General features: G+C 42.0%; 17 protein-coding genes and 2 pseudogenes. 7 read left to right on the top strand and 12 right to left on the bottom strand.

The features are described 5' to 3' along the window. A pseudogene (locus BA1DRAFT_RS23160) lies at nucleotides 1-119 on the top strand (IS630 family transposase); the annotation flags it as partial. A 167-nt stretch (nucleotides 120-286) separates the two neighbouring features. On the opposite strand, the gene BA1DRAFT_RS12325 reads toward BA1DRAFT_RS23160, so the two are convergent. From BA1DRAFT_RS12325 to acs, 4 genes are all read right to left on the bottom strand, one after another. After that, complete coding sequence (locus BA1DRAFT_RS12325; protein ID WP_036779495.1) at nucleotides 287-1,870, bottom strand: phosphoethanolamine transferase family protein; 1,584 nt, start codon at nucleotides 1,868-1,870, stop codon at nucleotides 287-289. A 153-nt stretch (nucleotides 1,871-2,023) separates the two neighbouring features. Beyond that, entirely contained in the window at nucleotides 2,024-3,673 is a 1,650-nt protein-coding gene (gene actP / locus BA1DRAFT_RS12320; protein ID WP_036779492.1) for a cation/acetate symporter ActP, read from the bottom strand. Continuing rightward, the gene (locus tag BA1DRAFT_RS12315; RefSeq protein WP_036779490.1) at nucleotides 3,670-3,981 is read right to left on the bottom strand and encodes a DUF485 domain-containing protein; all 312 of its coding nucleotides are present in this window, start codon (nucleotides 3,979-3,981) and stop codon (nucleotides 3,670-3,672) included. The genes actP and BA1DRAFT_RS12315 overlap by 4 nt, the downstream gene beginning before the upstream one ends. A 63-nt stretch (nucleotides 3,982-4,044) precedes the next feature. Then, complete coding sequence (gene acs, locus BA1DRAFT_RS12310) at nucleotides 4,045-6,000, bottom strand: acetate--CoA ligase (RefSeq protein WP_036779486.1); 1,956 nt, start codon at nucleotides 5,998-6,000, stop codon at nucleotides 4,045-4,047. 373 nt (nucleotides 6,001-6,373) lie between these two features. Between acs and sodA the strand changes: the two genes are divergently transcribed. The 5 genes and pseudogenes from sodA (at nucleotide 6,374) to BA1DRAFT_RS12290 (ending at nucleotide 9,380) form a co-directional block, all read left to right on the top strand. Continuing rightward, nucleotides 6,374-7,000 (top strand): superoxide dismutase [Mn], encoded by a 627-nt coding sequence (gene sodA, locus BA1DRAFT_RS12305; protein WP_036779483.1) that lies wholly within the window; start codon nucleotides 6,374-6,376, stop codon nucleotides 6,998-7,000. 118 nt (nucleotides 7,001-7,118) lie between these two features. Next, on the top strand, nucleotides 7,119-7,790 hold the full coding sequence (yiiM, locus tag BA1DRAFT_RS12300) for a 6-hydroxyaminopurine reductase (RefSeq protein ID WP_036779480.1): 672 nt from the start codon (nucleotides 7,119-7,121) through the stop codon (nucleotides 7,788-7,790). Nucleotides 7,791-8,223: 433 nt separating this feature from the next. After that, nucleotides 8,224-8,405: pseudogene (locus tag BA1DRAFT_RS24660) on the top strand (hypothetical protein). Between the two features lie 191 nt (nucleotides 8,406-8,596). After that, nucleotides 8,597-9,187 carry an RNA polymerase factor sigma-70 gene (locus tag BA1DRAFT_RS12295; RefSeq protein WP_036779478.1) on the top strand — a complete coding sequence of 197 codons (591 nt, stop codon included), beginning with the start codon at nucleotides 8,597-8,599 and terminating at the stop codon, nucleotides 9,185-9,187. Further along, on the top strand, nucleotides 9,180-9,380 hold the full coding sequence (locus BA1DRAFT_RS12290) for an anti-sigma factor family protein (RefSeq protein ID WP_036779475.1): 201 nt from the start codon (nucleotides 9,180-9,182) through the stop codon (nucleotides 9,378-9,380). The genes BA1DRAFT_RS12295 and BA1DRAFT_RS12290 overlap by 8 nt, the downstream gene beginning before the upstream one ends. Nucleotides 9,381-9,390: 10 nt before the next feature. Here BA1DRAFT_RS12290 and BA1DRAFT_RS12285 read toward each other — a convergent pair whose 3' ends face one another. From BA1DRAFT_RS12285 to BA1DRAFT_RS12270, 4 genes are read right to left on the bottom strand one after another with little or no spacing between them, the layout of a single operon-like run. Beyond that, entirely contained in the window at nucleotides 9,391-9,873 is a 483-nt protein-coding gene (locus BA1DRAFT_RS12285) for a DoxX family protein (RefSeq protein ID WP_036779472.1), read from the bottom strand. 1 nt (nucleotide 9,874) lies between these two features. Then, on the bottom strand, nucleotides 9,875-10,624 hold the full coding sequence (locus BA1DRAFT_RS12280) for an HvfC/BufC N-terminal domain-containing protein (protein ID WP_036779469.1): 750 nt from the start codon (nucleotides 10,622-10,624) through the stop codon (nucleotides 9,875-9,877). After that, nucleotides 10,605-11,516, bottom strand: a complete 912-nt coding sequence (gene bufB / locus BA1DRAFT_RS12275) for an MNIO family bufferin maturase (protein ID WP_036779467.1) — start codon at nucleotides 11,514-11,516, stop codon at nucleotides 10,605-10,607. The genes BA1DRAFT_RS12280 and bufB overlap by 20 nt, the downstream gene beginning before the upstream one ends. A 27-nt stretch (nucleotides 11,517-11,543) precedes the next feature. After that, complete coding sequence (locus tag BA1DRAFT_RS12270) at nucleotides 11,544-11,837, bottom strand: BufA1 family periplasmic bufferin-type metallophore (protein ID WP_036779464.1); 294 nt, start codon at nucleotides 11,835-11,837, stop codon at nucleotides 11,544-11,546. A 249-nt stretch (nucleotides 11,838-12,086) separates the two neighbouring features. Here BA1DRAFT_RS12270 and BA1DRAFT_RS12265 point away from each other — a divergent pair, with 249 nt between their 5' ends. Then, nucleotides 12,087-12,272, top strand: a complete 186-nt coding sequence (locus BA1DRAFT_RS12265) for a hypothetical protein (RefSeq protein WP_036779461.1) — start codon at nucleotides 12,087-12,089, stop codon at nucleotides 12,270-12,272. Nucleotides 12,273-12,535: 263 nt separating this feature from the next. On the opposite strand, the gene trpS is transcribed toward BA1DRAFT_RS12265, so the two are convergent. From trpS to dam, 4 genes are read right to left on the bottom strand one after another with little or no spacing between them, the layout of a single operon-like run. Beyond that, nucleotides 12,536-13,573 (bottom strand): tryptophan--tRNA ligase, encoded by a 1,038-nt coding sequence (trpS, locus tag BA1DRAFT_RS12260; protein ID WP_036779458.1) that lies wholly within the window; start codon nucleotides 13,571-13,573, stop codon nucleotides 12,536-12,538. Between the two features lie 4 nt (nucleotides 13,574-13,577). After that, a complete protein-coding gene (locus BA1DRAFT_RS12255; protein WP_036779456.1) occupies nucleotides 13,578-14,282 on the bottom strand; it encodes a phosphoglycolate phosphatase in 705 nt (234 codons plus the stop codon). After that, entirely contained in the window at nucleotides 14,272-14,952 is a 681-nt protein-coding gene (gene rpe / locus BA1DRAFT_RS12250) for a ribulose-phosphate 3-epimerase (RefSeq protein WP_036779454.1), read from the bottom strand. The genes BA1DRAFT_RS12255 and rpe overlap by 11 nt, the downstream gene beginning before the upstream one ends. Before the next feature lie 60 nt (nucleotides 14,953-15,012). Then, nucleotides 15,013-15,825, bottom strand: coding sequence for an adenine-specific DNA-methyltransferase (gene dam / locus BA1DRAFT_RS12245; RefSeq protein WP_036779452.1), 813 nt, complete (start codon nucleotides 15,823-15,825; stop codon nucleotides 15,013-15,015). Nucleotides 15,826-15,830 lie beyond the last annotated feature (5 nt).

The raw sequence follows: 15,830 nt of genomic DNA, 5'->3' as shown, positions 1-15,830 counted from the left end.
CCTTGTTCAGGCAGGCAATACATCGCTTTTTTACGGAAATATTACCGGAACTTGCCGGGAACCTGTCGTGTCGTATTAATGATGACTTCCAGGTTTTGAATCCTGCATCTTCAAGTTAAGCGGGTATATATTGTTGTTTGGTTACTACTTCTATGTGCATTCTTATGGTTAACTTAGCCATGATATCAACTATAAATACATTATTTATGGACATAAGAAAACGTAAACCTATTTTCATTCAAGTCAGCCATGTATTGTATATGATACTTGGATATTGGAATCCAAATCATTTACCTAAAGCTTTGATATCTTTCTCATCAGAAAGTTCGCTATATTTCATCAGGTTTTTATTACCATCGATCACCATTAGCTCTTTCTGTGATTTGAAACAATTGCTTAATGGTGAACGGCAGTATTCTGGAAATTTATGATAAATACCTAGCCAATCACTGATAAGGTAATAATTATCTGAAGTTGAGAAAGGGGTATTTATTACACCAGTATGACGATATTTTGGATCAACATTATCGTTATACCAAATAAATAAGGGGATATTATAAGCCTCTTTTCTAGGATGACTAACTCCGTGGTGATAACGAATGTCACCGTTTTTATCTAAGCGTTGTAATCCATGATCTGAAAAATAGAGAATAGATGCTTTATAATCTTTGATTTTATTAATGATTTTCTCTATTAGATGATCAGTATAAATTATTGAGCTGTCATAGCAATTATCATCTTCGTTCGATGAGAAAGATATTAGTTTATTTTCGGGAAATCGGTTACAGGATGGCTCATGACTGCCGTAGATATGCATAATAATAAATTTTTTACCTTTCTGTTTTAGTGCATCATCTAGATAGGGTAGTAACTCTTCATCGTATCCAATATATTCATTCCATTTTTGGCTTTCAGCCATATTAGCAATAACTGTAATCAGGCTATTGCTTTTACCTGATCTTCCTTGATTACTTATCCAAGTTGTCCTAAAACCTGCATCTTTAGCTAAAGATATAATATTGTCGGCATAATGAACCTTATTTCTGAGCTGATATAGAGTAATATTAGAAAGCGAAATAGGTAAGGATAATATAGTAACTGGAGCTGGGGAAATAGCTTGATTGAATATCAACATATTTCTCTGCATTGTGTCTAATGTCGGTGTTGTGGTTTTGTTATAACCGTACAGAGACATATGATCTCTTCTTACTGATTCTCCTATCAGCAATATGTAAATATCAATATCTTTATCTTCTTTTATGTAATCAAAATTCACATTAACAGAAGAAATATTTTTAATTTGTTGATTTTCATATATTGCTTTTACCATTGCTGATGAGTTATAGAATGGTGTTCCCATTAGAAAGTGTTCTGATAGAATAATGTCATCTGAATATTTCTTTCCTGAGATATAGTAGTCAACAGGCACTAATAGGCAGACAAAAATAAAAGCCCATAAACTGGATTTGAGTAATTTTTTGTCTATATTTTTGGATAGCCATCTAATAGACAAAAAATATATTAACAACATGAAAATAAAGAAAAGCACATAGTATTTATTGTAGGACAACATACCTACAGCTTCGTTGCTATTTGTATTAATAAAAGTATTGGCAATAGTTGAAGAAAAGCTTATCTGGTGTTCATTAAAGAAGAAAAAAGATGTGGATATATTAAGCGACCACAATAGAGAAATAAGTAAAACCAATGGTTTAAGATATTTATAACAATAAAAGAATGCGTTAACACTTGCTAGCAAGAAACTCAGTAATATTATTTTTAACTTATACTCACCGGCTAAATCGCTAGTGAAAATTATCGGTAGTAAAGAGAGAATCAAAATAATAATAATCGGAGATTTATTTCGCATACAGATTAATAGTTTAATTAATAAATTGAAATAAAATAGTTAATCATTAACCTGTGATTAAAACAAGAGGTTAACTTGTGAAATAGCTCTGAATTCAGGTGACTTCTAATGAAAATACCTCTCCCGAAGGAGAGGTTGGACATAAAAACGTAACTAATGTGTTTTTCCTTGTGCGATACCGAGTCCTGTTTGTGATCGAATAAACTGGATTCTAAATTGTTCTCTTTCCTGCATACCTTGTTGTGAATTATCGGTGATAGAAAATAGCCATGAGCCAATAAAAGCGATAATCATTGAAAATAATGCTGGATATTCATAAGGATAGATTGGTCTCTCGTGGCCGAGAATGCTGACCCAGATTGTTGGGCCGAGAATCATCAAAACCACCGCTGTAATTAATCCTAGCCAACCCCCAGCTAAGGCACCACGGGTAGTGAGTTTACGCCAGTACATAGATAAAAGAATAATTGGGAAGTTACAGCTTGCAGCAATAGAAAATGCCAATCCAACCATGAAGGCTATATTCTGGTTTTCAAATAAAATACCTAATCCGATTGCGATAAACCCAAGTATCACAACTGTTATTTTTGATACTCTCAGTTCATCTCGTTCATTGGTTTTACCGCGTTTAATGGCGTTTGCATATAGGTCATGTGATACCGCTGATGCGCCAGCCAGCGTTAGCCCCGCAACAACGGCTAGAATTGTGGCAAAGGCGACAGCAGAGATGAACCCCAGGAACAAGTTGCCTCCAACTGCATTAGCGAGGTGAACGGCTGCCATGTTAGTCCCACCAATGAGCGCGCCGGTAGCATCTTTAAAGGAAGGGTTTGGACTAACCAGTAAAATAGCACCGAAGCCGATAATAAAAGTCAGAATGTAAAAATAGCCAATAAAGCCAGTAGCATAGAAAACGCTTTTTCGTGCTTCTTTCGCATCACTTACAGTAAAGAAACGCATAATAATATGAGGTAAACCAGCAGTACCAAACATCAATGCCAGACCGAGAGAAAGTGCGGATATTGGGTCAGATACCAACCCTCCTGGACTCATGATAGCTTCACCTTTTGAGTGAACAGCAACAGCTTCTTTGAATAACGTATTGAAATTGAAGTTTACTGTTTTCATGACCATAAGCGCCATAAAGGTGGCGCCAGCTAGTAATAGGATAGCTTTGATAATTTGTACCCAAGTCGTTGCTAGCATACCGCCAAATAGAACATAAAGTACCATCAGGATGCCAACCAATACGACCGCTACATGGTAATTGAGTCCAAAAAGCAATTCGATAAGTTTACCTGCCCCAACCATTTGAGCGATAAGATAAAGAGCGACAACAAACAGCGAACCAATTGCAGATAACGTACGGATTGGACGTTGCTGTAACCGGTAAGAAGCGACATCGGCAAAAGTATAGCGTCCAAGGTTTCTTAATCTTTCGGCAATCAGAAATAGGATAATAGGCCAGCCAATCAGGAAGCCGATAGAGTAAATTAGTCCATCATAACCAGAGGTATAGACTAAAGCGGAAATACCAAGGAATGATGCTGCGGACATAAAATCTCCCGCAATTGCCATTCCATTTTGAAAACCTGTAATACGTCCACCCGCCGTGTAGTAATCACTACGGGAGCGTGTTTTTTTTGAGGCCCAGTAAGTGATATAGAGTGTAAAACCAACAAACAGGACAAACATGATAATAGCTTGAACGTTGACAGGTTGCCTTTCTCCGGTTTCAGAGATTGCATTAGCCCAAGTGAGATGAGGAAATAGCATTATTGCTAATAGCAGGAACTTTTTCATTTCTTTACCTCACTGAGAATTTGTGAGGTAAGGTGATCAAACTCGCTATTGGCTCTGATGACATATAAGCCGGTTAAGATGAATGAAATAATAATTAAACCAATACCAACCGGTATTCCACGGGTAATACTGGAATCATTATAAAGGGGAGTACCTAGCCATTCGGGTGAAAATGCAATGAGAAAAATAAAACCGACATACAGAATTAATGTGATTATTGATAGCAACCATGCAAAACGTCCTCGCTTTTCAACCAATTCTTTAAAACGAGGGTTATTTTCGATCCCTTGGTAAATATCGTCATTCATCGGAATATATCCTCTTATATTTATTATATTTTGATTACAGCCGCCTTACGGCGGCATGATCTGTTACGAAATTCTCATTGTTTGTTTTTCTTCCAACAATTTTTCTACTACGCCTGGATCTGCTAGTGTTGAAATGTCTCCTAGATTGCTGGTATCGCCGGAGGCTATTTTGCGCAGAATACGGCGCATAATTTTTCCTGAGCGGGTTTTTGGTAAGGAGTCTGTCCAGTGTAGGATATCTGGTGTAGCAATCGGGCCGATTTCTTTACGTACCCAATTACGGACTTCTGTATAGAGTTCTGGAGAGGGTTCTTCACCGTGATTTAAGGTGACATAAGCGTAAATTGCTTGCCCTTTAATGTTATGCGGGGTACCTACGACAGCAGCTTCTGCAATTTTAGGATGAGAGACCAAAGCAGATTCAATTTCAGCAGTACCTAAACGGTGGCCGGAAATATTCAACACGTCATCAACACGGCCAGTTATCCAATAGTAGCCATCTTCATCACGGCGTGCTCCATCGCCACTGAAATACATCCCCTTAAAGGTGGAAAAATAGGTTTGTTCGAAGCGATCATGATCACCAAATAGTGAGCGTGCTTGTCCTGGCCAGGAATCAGTAATAACCAGGTTTCCTTCACAAACACCTTCTAGTAGCTCACCAAGATTATCAACCAACGCGGGCTGAACACCGAAGAAAGGTAGCGTTGCGGAACCTGCTTTTAGTTCGGTTGCGCCCGGCAGTGGTGTGATCATGAAGCCACCAGTTTCTGTTTGCCACCAGGTATCGACAATCGGGCAATTGCTGTTACCAATTTTCTGGTAATACCATTCCCAAGCTTCCGGATTAATCGGTTCGCCAACTGATCCCATAATACGCAGAGAAGTACGTTTTGTTTCTTCAATAGCTTTGTCGCCTTCAGCCATCAGGGCTCGAATCGCTGTAGGCGCTGTGTACAGGATATTGACCTGATGTTTATCTATAACCTGGCTCAGACGGTTAACCGCAGGATAGTTTGGTACGCCTTCAAACATTAGAGTGATAGCGCCGCAGGAAAGGGGACCGTAGAGCAGGTAGCTATGCCCGGTAACCCATCCCACATCTGCTGTGCACCAATAGACTTCCCCCGGCTGATAGTCGAATACATATTTAAATGTCAGAGATGCATATACAAGGTAACCTCCAGTGGTGTGCAATACACCTTTAGGTTTACCGGTAGAGCCTGAGGTATAGAGAATAAATAGCGGGTCTTCTGCATTCATCTCTTCGACTGGGCAATCAGCACTAGCGTCTGCTACCAATTCATGCCACCAAAGGTCACGGCCAGATTGCCAGTGACTAATATTTCCAGTACGTTTAAAAACGATCACATTGGATACACTGACAACGGCTGCATTATTTAATGCGTCATCAACATTCTTTTTCAGGGGAATGGTGCGTCCGGCTCTCAATCCTTCATCGGCGGTAATGACCAATTTTGTGTTTGAATCGATGATGCGCCCGGATACGGCGTCAGGAGAAAAACCCGCGAAAATAACAGAGTGAATAGCACCAATGCGGGCACATGCCAACATGGCAACCGCTGCTTCTGGCACCATCGGCATGTAAATAGCAACAACATCGCCTTTTTTAATACCCAGATTTTTTAATACATTGGCAAACTGACATACATCATGGTGTAGTTCACGATAGGTTATTGCTTTGGATTCTGTTGGATCATCACCTTCCCAGATAATAGCGGTTTGATCGCCACGTTCTTTTAGATGACGATCGAGACAATTTACGCTTAAGTTTAGTGTCCCATCTTCAAACCAGCGGATATTGATATGTCCAGGATCAAAAGAGGTATTTTTTACCTTGGTGTAGGGCTTAATCCAGTCAATAATTTTGCCTTTCTCACCCCAGAACCTTTCGGGATCTTGCAACGATAATTGATAATCTTGTTGATATTGTTGTTTATTCATCAGGGCATGTTCTGCGATGGAGGCAGGAATAGGGTGCTTCATTATTTTGGTCATATAATATTCTCCTTACGAATGTTAATATTATGTCAAATCAAAGTTAACTAAAGTGTAAAGAGAATTTTTGTTTTTTTTTTGCGCGGAAGATCACGCAATAAAAAGAATATTTTTCACGTAATCGTCATTTAGTGTAGCGGGTTTCTTTAGGTTTAATTGCTAACCAAAAATAGTAATTCAAAATCCTAATCCAATAATAATGTTAAATATAGATAAATTAACTGATAAGTTGCTGAAACACAGTCATATAACAAAACCATAATGAGAGTATGGTATTGATAAACATTTCCAATAATATTTAATTAACTATAATGATCACGTTGTTCACAAGGTGTGGACTTTGAACCATTCTTATATGACTGGAGTACATGATATGAGCTATTCATTACCTTCTCTTCCTTATTCTTATGAAGCTCTGGAACCTCATTTTGATAAGCAGACGATGGAAATTCACCATACCAAGCATCATCAGACTTACGTCAATAATACCAATAGTGCCTTGGAAGCTTTCCCTGAGCTAGCGAGACTGGATATTGATGATCTGATTCAGCAATTAGATAAGATACCTGCTGATAAGCGTACTTTTGTACGTAACAATGCTGGTGGACACGCTAACCATAGCTTGTTTTGGAAAGGTCTGAAATTAGGTACAACTCTGCAAGGCCCATTGAAAGAAGCTATTGAACGTGATTTCGGTAGCATAGATTCTTTTAAAGAGAAATTTGAGCAGGCAGCGGCTACCCGTTTTGGTTCTGGCTGGGCGTGGCTAGTACTGAAAGATGATGGCAAGCTGGCGGTTGTATCGACTGCTAACCAGGATAGCCCATTAATGGGCGAAGCTATTTCTGGTGCATCTGGTTATCCGATTATTGGTCTGGATGTTTGGGAACATGCTTATTACTTACAGTACCAAAACCGTCGTCCTGACTATATTAAAGCGTTCTGGAATGTTGTTAACTGGGATGAAGCAGCAACACGTTATCAGGAAAAAGTGAAATAACTAGCTGAATAATTTCTCTTTTCTGCTATGCCGGCTGATATGACTGCCGGCATTTTTATTGGTTGAATGTTGGTTTATGATGGTGATGTCAGACTGATTTCAATAAGGAAAGTGCATTATGTATTGTCCGCAGGTATATACAGGTAAAATTGAAATATCAGGAAAACTTTCTGCTAGCGCAATTAATAAACGAATGGTTGATGGTAGTCTGAGTCTGACTTCTCTAGGATTGGAAGGTGATGAGCAGGCTGAAACCCGTTTCCACGGTGGACCTGATCGTGCACTTTGTCATTATCCTCGTGAACACTATGATTTCTGGAAACATCAATTTCCTGATCAAGAAGATTTTTTTATTGCTCCAGCGTTTGGTGAAAATATTTCCACAACGGGGTTGACTGAAGAAAATGTTTGTATTGGTGACATTTTCAGTTGGGGTGGGGCAATGATTCAGGTAACTCAGCCTCGTTCGCCTTGTTACAAACTTAACTGTCATTCTGGTATCAGCAATTTTTCTGCCATTATGCAGGAGAGTGGCCGTTGTGGCTGGCTTTATAGAATTATTTCCGCGGGAAATGTCAGCCCAGATGAGCCTTTTGTTCTTGTTTCCCGTAATAGTGATGTTTTAATTAAGGAAGCGATAGCTATTGCTTTTAATATGCCATTTGACGAAGAGCAATATCGTCGGCTGATGAGTGCCGCTGGCTTATCTGCTAGTTGGAGCCTGACTATGCAAAAGCGGGTGATGTTTGGAAAGATTGAGGATTTTAACCGTAGGTTATTCGGAAAATAATAAAATGTGCACGTGATGAACGTGCATATTTTAGATTGCTGGTTTTTAACGTTATTTTTATTCCTTTATTAACCTTGCGATTTAGTGTTTTTTATTGACTTTTCTAAGTCCGATTTATCAGGTTAAATCATATGGATTATCTTTTCTATACCATTTAAAAACAAATGGTTATATAAAACTCTCTTATTTAAATGCGTTATCTGAAAATGATAAAATAGTAGTTAAGAAAAGCCGATAGTCTTTTAGATTAACCATATTACAGCGAAAAAAGAATAAAAACATTTAACAGTATTAAAACCATTAAATAAATGGACTTTGATTTTAATACTATTAGCATATCTATTATCCTTTTTGGTTTTAAACTTAAAATAAATCAAATATGGGAAAAACGAGAAAACTTAAGTATCAGTTTAATGAAAATGGAAAAACCATTATGTTTGCAAAAACTACTCGTTTAAACGGTAATCTGGCAGGTTTTTTAAAATAAAGTTACGCACATCTGGTTTTCGGTTGATTTATCAAGTGATTGATGAAGAAATCGTGATATAGGTTATTGTTGTTGGTAAACGTGAGGATGAGAAAGCCTATGATACTGTGCGTAAATGGATTCACTGAGGTTGAGCAAAAAAACAGGCGTATCTGGGGAAAAGGCTTTTTCTCTGCTGTACAAAAAACAGATTTAATTTAGAATTATCCCGTTTTCCAAACAGCCCCTAGGTCATGTGGGTGAATTTAAGCGATTCCACCAAAATAGTGTTTCGTAATACCCGGTTATCCCGAACAATCCTGTTGAGATAGAAACCACGATGTCCGATATCAGTAATCTGCTGCGGGATCCGCAGTTTTTTTCCATGCTGCATAAACAGATGTTGCAGTTTGCCAGCTTGCAGTTGAATGATTTTCATCAGGCGGAAGATGTTGTCCAAGAGGCGTTGGAAGGGGCGATGAAGAATGCCGCTTCTTTTGCCGGACGAGCCGCTTGGAAGAGTTGGGTGTTTACGATCCTGCGCAACAAAATCTCGGATGCCTTGCGTATGCGTTATCGGCACAGCAACGTGCAATTGACTGATGATGTTGATGAGCAAAATTTCGAAGCGCTGTTTGATGAATCTGGTCACTGGCCGAGAAATGAGCACCCACAGCGCTGGCATTTACCGGATGAAGCGGTCGAGCAGGAGCAGTTCTGGACGGTTTTCGAGCTTTGTTTGACGCAGTTGCCAACGCAAAACGCCCGGGCATTTATGATGCGCGAATTTATTGGCCTTGAAACTCAGGAGATCTGTCAGGAAATGGCGCTTTCTGTCAGCAACCTGAATGTGATGCTCTGGCGTGCGCGTATGCGTTTACGCGAATGTTTGTCACAACGTTGGTTTTCCCAGGAGGGTAAATATGCTTAGTTGTTATCAAGCTACGCGCCTGATGTCTCAGGCGCTGGATGAAAAAATCGTGCTTTCCCAACATGTTCAGCTAATGCTGCATTTGCGAATATGCGGCGGGTGCCGAAACGTCAGACAACAGCTTGCCGACCTGCGCACTATCACTTCCGCATTCACTCGTGGCGAAAACGAGAATCAAAATAAAGTAACGTAGGGAAGGGGAATCAGGTGGTACGATGGCGGTAAATCAGGCGATCAAGCGAAAACCTCCCACCGCCATACGTCACCAGATACAACTGAGCTGTCAGCCAGGTAGCGTGAACAGGCCAGGCATCTGGATAAACAAATATCTGAATCACCAGCGTCATCACCATTAATGCTAGCGCGGAGAAGCGTGTCGCTAATCCGACAATCAGCAGCAGCGGAAACAAGTGTTCTGCGGTCGCGGCCATGACGGCAGCAACATCGGGTGGTAGCAGAGGGAGCTTGTACTCGCTGATAAAGAGCGACACGGAGCTGTCGGTAACGCGCGGGATACCTAATTGCCAGGGTGTACGTGTTTCCAGAATATCTATGTTTAATCCCACCACTTTGCTTTGGCCCGACAGCCAGAATGTTGCGGCAAGGCTAATGCGCGCCAGAAGGGGGATAACACTTTCCTGCGCAATGTGTTGCCCTTTTAACACTAATGTTTTGAGTAGTGCCATCTTAGCGCTCCGTGTTGCTATATAGAGAAAGGATCAGTTCGTAGTGCTGCATGCGTTGTAAAACCGGCTGAGGCTCAAAAGTTGCATCCTCCCTGGCGGCAATCTCCAGGGCTTCGGCAAGGCACCGACCGGACTGGAGCATGGCGACAAATTGCATTTCCGCACGGCTGAGCAACATTATTCGCACGTCGTCGGCAACGCGGCACAGCAGCATATGTTCCGGCTGGAATGGGTCCAGCGCCATCTCGTTTTCACTTTGTTGGTGTGCGGCCCACAGGCTGAAAACGGCATAATCTGAACTAAAGAGCCGTACCGAGGGATGGAGCACCATCCGCAACTGTGTAGGATCGTCAACGAGAGCTGCTTCTGTTGTCTGTTCGGTAGGGTCTGCCGCGTGCAGCGATTCAATAAACAACATTTCCAACCGGGTGAGATCGCTCAGCCAAGGCCAGTCTGCCAACGGCTGAAACGTCGCAATCCAGTCCGGCAATTTAGCGCCATAGCCTGCCAAAACAGGAGAAGAAGGCGGTTGTTGACGTATAAACTCCGCCGCCATCGCGCGGAAAAAGCCCTCTCCAAGTTGGGCGACAAGGACGGGGCAGTTTTCGGCCAGTGCGTCGATCAGCGACGTTATGACATTATTACGATAAACCGCAAAACGTACCGCTGGATCGCTACCGTTCCAAGCTGTCAGCCCTTCTGGCACCATGAGGTCGGGGTTAAGGAGGGCTTTATACAGTTTTTGTTGCATTTTTCGTGCTCTCCGTAATGTAACGCTGGGCATGGCTGGCTTCGTTCAGCAACACATCTAATGGTGGAATATTGCTGTCCCATTCGAGCAGGGTGGCGATCGGCCCCGTTTCACGTAGGGTCTTGTTATAAAGATCCCAGACAGGCCCGGTCACATGACTGTCGTGTGAATCAATCAGCAGCCGGTCGTTTGCTCCATCGCGGCTTTCCGTATAGCCCGCCAGATGAATCTCACCGACACGGTGAAGCGGTAGCTCGAATAGCATCTGCCGTGGGCAGCGATTATGGTTGACGCCACTGATATAGAGATTGTTCACGTCCAGCAGTAGTCCGCATCCGGTACGGCGTATCACCTCGGAGATAAAGTCAGTCTCGCTCATGGTTGAGGCACTGAACTCGACATAGGTGGACGGGTTTTCCAGCAGAATGGGGCGACGCAGCGCATTCTGTACCTGATCGATGTGTTCGCAGACCCGAGTCAGTGTGATGTCAGTATAAGGCAGCGGCAGCAGATCATTGAGAAATAGATCGTTGTGAGTCGACCAGGCAAGGTGTTCAGAAAAAACGGCTGGCTGATAGCGTTCAACCAGCGCAGCAACACGTTGTAAATGGGTCTGATTCAGAGGATTTTCTCCTCCGATGGACAGGCCCACTCCATGAATAGAAAGCGGATAATCCTGGCGAATGGCGGTCAGTGCCTGATGAAACGGACCACCCGCAACCAGATAATTTTCCGCGTGAATTTCAAAAAAACCAATGTCGGGTTTATCGCGCAGAATAGCGTGAAAATGTTCCGGCTTTAATCCGATCCCTGCTCTGGCCGGAAGCCTATTTAGCATGAGGCGGTCAGGAGCATCACGAGAGACGCTGTGTGAGGGTAAAGAAATTGTCATCGTATGAGCTCCTGCCTGATACCGGAATTACACTTCTTTAAATGCGTCCAGTTGACCAAAGCCGGTCGGGGAGGTCGGAGACTTCATTTTTACGCAGGAGCCCGCGGGTACCATTTTCCAGGCGTTACCTTGATAATCCTTTTTTGAGGTACCAGCACAGGTGGTGCCTGCACCTGCTTTACAGTCGTTTTTCCCTTTCAGAGAAACGCCATAGCATTTCTCCATTTTGCTGCCGGAATCCGCCATTGCTGAAGTGCCTACCGTAATCAGTGCGCTACCTAAGGCCAGAGCCAGTAATGCTTTTGTCGTTTGTTTAGTCATAGAACGTTCCTTTTATATTGGTGTAGAAGGTGAATTACTGCTTCGCTTAAACGAGCATTTGCTTCACTCCATTAGTCGCACCACACATTAATTTCTTACAGTGAATATGAGAAAAAAATGATTTTTTTATAGTTAACTGATTTTTAATGACTTATTTTTTTGAATTAGATATCGCTCTGTACAATAAATAGGCTTGTTTTGGGATGTTTTCCGTATGTTCATCGTAGTAGGCGTGAAAGCGGGGTGGTTGTGGTCGTCATAGTACATCTGTATCAAGATGCCAAAAAACTTCCGATTAAACCTAATAAAAAGCAGGTGTTAAAAGTGGTAAAAACAACGCTCAAAACCTTATACCGATTAAAACTAGGAGGTAAAACAACGGCCTTTAATAATGGTTTAAAATATGCCCATCATAAAACTATTAATGGAAAATGAACCGTTTTAATAATATTTTCAACCGCGGAATAAACTTTTTGATAAACCAGTTAAATAATCGAATATGAAAAATCGGAATACCTTAAATAGGTCAGTTTAAGCTTGCTTTACGCTGTTTTTAATCTGTTTAATCGTATTGCTTTTCTGTCTGATTAAGCTATCAGGCTTTTTACCATCGATGATGTAAAAATACGCCTCGTTTTTTAAATGGATTTTTCTGTAGCTTGAAATATGCACGTAATGAACGTGCACATTTTATCGATTTAAGGATGGGCAATAAAGCCAACAGCTTCGTATACTTTATCCAGCGTAATCTGGGCGCGGGCTTTTGCCTTCGCTGCACCTTCCGCCATGATTTTATTCAGCAGGACTTCATCGTTACGGAAATGATGGAAACGCTCTTGTAACTCAGTCAGCATACCGGAAACGGCATCAGCAACAGCACTTTTTAAATGACCATACATCTGGCCTTCAAATTCTGCTTCCAGTTCAGGAATAGTTTTGCCAGTAACACCCGCGAGGATATCTAATAAGTTGGAAACCCCCGGCTTTTGTTCCAGATCGTAGCGAACACGAGGGGGTTCTTCTGAATCCGTGACGGCGCGTTTTATCTTTTTAGCTGCTGATTTTGGATCTTCCAACAAAGCGATAACGTTGTTGCGGTTATCATCTGATTTGGACATTTTCTTGTCTGGGTCTTGAAGAGCCATAACACGGGCACCACCTGTTGGGATAAACGGCTCTGGTACAGCGAAGATATCGCCGTAGATGGCATTAAATCGTTGAGCAATATCACGGCTCAATTCAAGATGTTGTTTCTGATCGATACCCACAGGAACCTGATTTGTTTGATATACCAAAATATCCGCAGCCATCAGTACTGGATAGTCAAACAAGCCTGCATTGATATTTTCGGCATGACGAGCTGATTTGTCTTTAAACTGGGTCATACGGCTGAGTTCACCGAAATAGGTATAGCAGTTCAGAACCCAGCTTAATTGGGCGTGTTGTGGGACATGAGATTGGACAAAAATAGTACTTTTCTCCGGGTCGATGCCACAAGCCAGGTAGAGCGCCAGTGTATCCAGAGTGCGTTTTCTCAACTCTTTTGGGTCCTGGCGGACTGTGATTGCATGTTGGTCAACAATGCAATAGATGCAGTCATAATCATCCTGCATTTTAACCCACTGACGTAACGCCCCCATGTAGTTACCGATGGTTAATTCACCGGAAGGTTGTGCGCCGCTGAATACAATAGGTTTTTGGGAGTTTAGTGTTTCAGATACAGTGGGTTCATTCATTTTATTATGCTTCCTGAAGTTTCAAAGATGGGAGTCCAATTGTGGATAGCAGATCCGAAAAATCCGTTAGTATGCAATCTGGATTGTTTAATGCAATAGATTCACCGTAGTTATATCCATAAGTTAAACCAACACAAGGGCAGCCAGCCGCTTGTGCCGCCAAAATATCATTACGGGAATCACCGACAAAGAGCAGTTCTTCCTTACGCAGTCCGAATGTGCCCATTGTTAAATAAATAGGTGCCGGATGTGGCTTTTTCTCTTTAACATCATCACCACCTAACACTAATGAGAAATATTCACTGATGCCTAAAGAAGCCAGCAGAGGAGCAATGAAAGGTGTTGGTTTATTGGTGATGATACCCATTGGTAAGTTGTGTTTTGCCAGTTCAGCCAATGTAACTTTGACTTCCGGGAATAACTGACTGCCTGTTGTTACAGTTGTTTCATAGAAACGGTCAAACAACTCACGGGTTTCTTTATGCAGTTGAGCGGTCAATTTGACGTTGGCCCATGTCAACGCCCGTTCCACCATAATATCTGCGCCATTACCTACCCAGGCAGCAACCCGCTCTTTTCCCGCAGCAGGGAGATCTTTGGCTAGCAGCGCTTGATCCAATGCATCAGCCAAACCACCGGCACTGTCTACCAGTGTGCCGTCCAGATCAAAAGCGATAGCACGAATACCTGTTAATATCTTACTTGCCATGAGATACCTTTGACAATTCACTACGCATATTATCAATAACAGTTTTGTAATCTGGTTGACTGAAAATGGCTGAGCCAGCAACAAACATATCTGCCCCCGCGGTTGCTGCCGCGGCAATATTGCTAGCTTTAATACCACCGTCTACCTCAAGACGGATATCATAACCGCTTTCATCAATGATTTTACGAACCTGACGCAATTTCTCTAGTGTTCCAGGGATGAAAGATTGGCCACCGAAACCGGGATTTACCGACATCAATAGAATGATATCCAGTTTATCCAAGACATAATCAAGATAACTCAATGGAGTTGCAGGATTGAATACCAAGCCAGCTTTACAACCATGTTCTTTGATGAGTTGTAAACTGCGGTCAATATGCTCACTGGTTTCTGGGTGGAAGGTAATGTAAGTCGCCCCTGCTTTGGCAAAATCAGGGATGATGCGGTCAACCGGTTTTACCATCAAATGGACATCGATTGGCGCAGTGATGCCATAATCCCGCAGAGCCTGGCAGACCATAGGCCCGATAGTCAGGTTAGGGACATAATGGTTGTCCATAACATCAAAGTGAACAACATCTGCCCCGGCTGCCAGCACCTTAGCGGTATCTTCACCCAGTCGTGCAAAATTTGCAGATAAAATGGATGGGGCAATCAGAAAATCTTTCATTATCTTCTCCAAATCGTTTCTATCATCCCTTAATTGCCTGGCAAAAGGGGAGTGGATAAATCAGCGATATAATGCCAAGAGTTCGTCTACCTTACTGCGGGCAAGGATATTCCTGCTGATAGTACGACGTGCTTTGACAATATGAAGTGAAGCTTGATAGTACCATTTTCGTGTCATTGGCGTATCGTGGTTGGATATTAAAACAGGAATTGCACGTTCTGATGATAACTTAAATGCAATATTTGCCAGATTTTCCTGATCTGCAATGTTAAAACTATTAGTGTGATACGCCGTAAAGTTCGCTGTTGCTGACAAAGGCGCATAAGGTGGGTCGCAATAGATAACCGAGCCTTTATGTGCTTCGTTCAACGTGTGTTGGTAGTGCTCACAGATAAAAGTCGCATTTTTAGCTTTTTCAGCAAACCAGTGTAGTTCTTCTTCAGGAAAGTAGGGCTTTTTATAACGGCCAAAAGGTACGTTAAATTTACCATGAGAATTATAACGACAGAGGCCGTTGTAACAATGGCGATTGAGATAAAGGAATAACACGCTGCGATAGAACGGGTCAGTGCTTTGGTTAAATTGCTCCCGTAACTGATAAAAATGTTCGGCTGTATTGTATTCTTGGGTAAACAGAGGGCGTGTGTGGACGATAAACTCATTAGCCCTGAGTTTTACCGTGTTGTACAGGTTAATCAGGTCACTGTTGATATCAGCGAGGATATAAGAATCGTAGTCTGTGTTCAAAAAGACAGAACCTGCGCCAACAAATGGCTCTATCAGACAACTACCGGCTGGCAGATGACGTTTGATGTCATCTACCAACGGGTATTTTCCACCGGCCCATTTTAAGAAAGCGCGTTTTTTTTTCATGCTGT

Origin of the sequence: Photorhabdus aegyptia (genome assembly GCF_000612035.1) — a bacterium.
GTDB lineage: Bacteria > Pseudomonadota > Gammaproteobacteria > Enterobacterales > Enterobacteriaceae > Photorhabdus > Photorhabdus akhurstii.
Note: the sequence above shows the minus strand (reverse complement) of the source record. Positions and strands in the feature narration are given on the sequence as shown.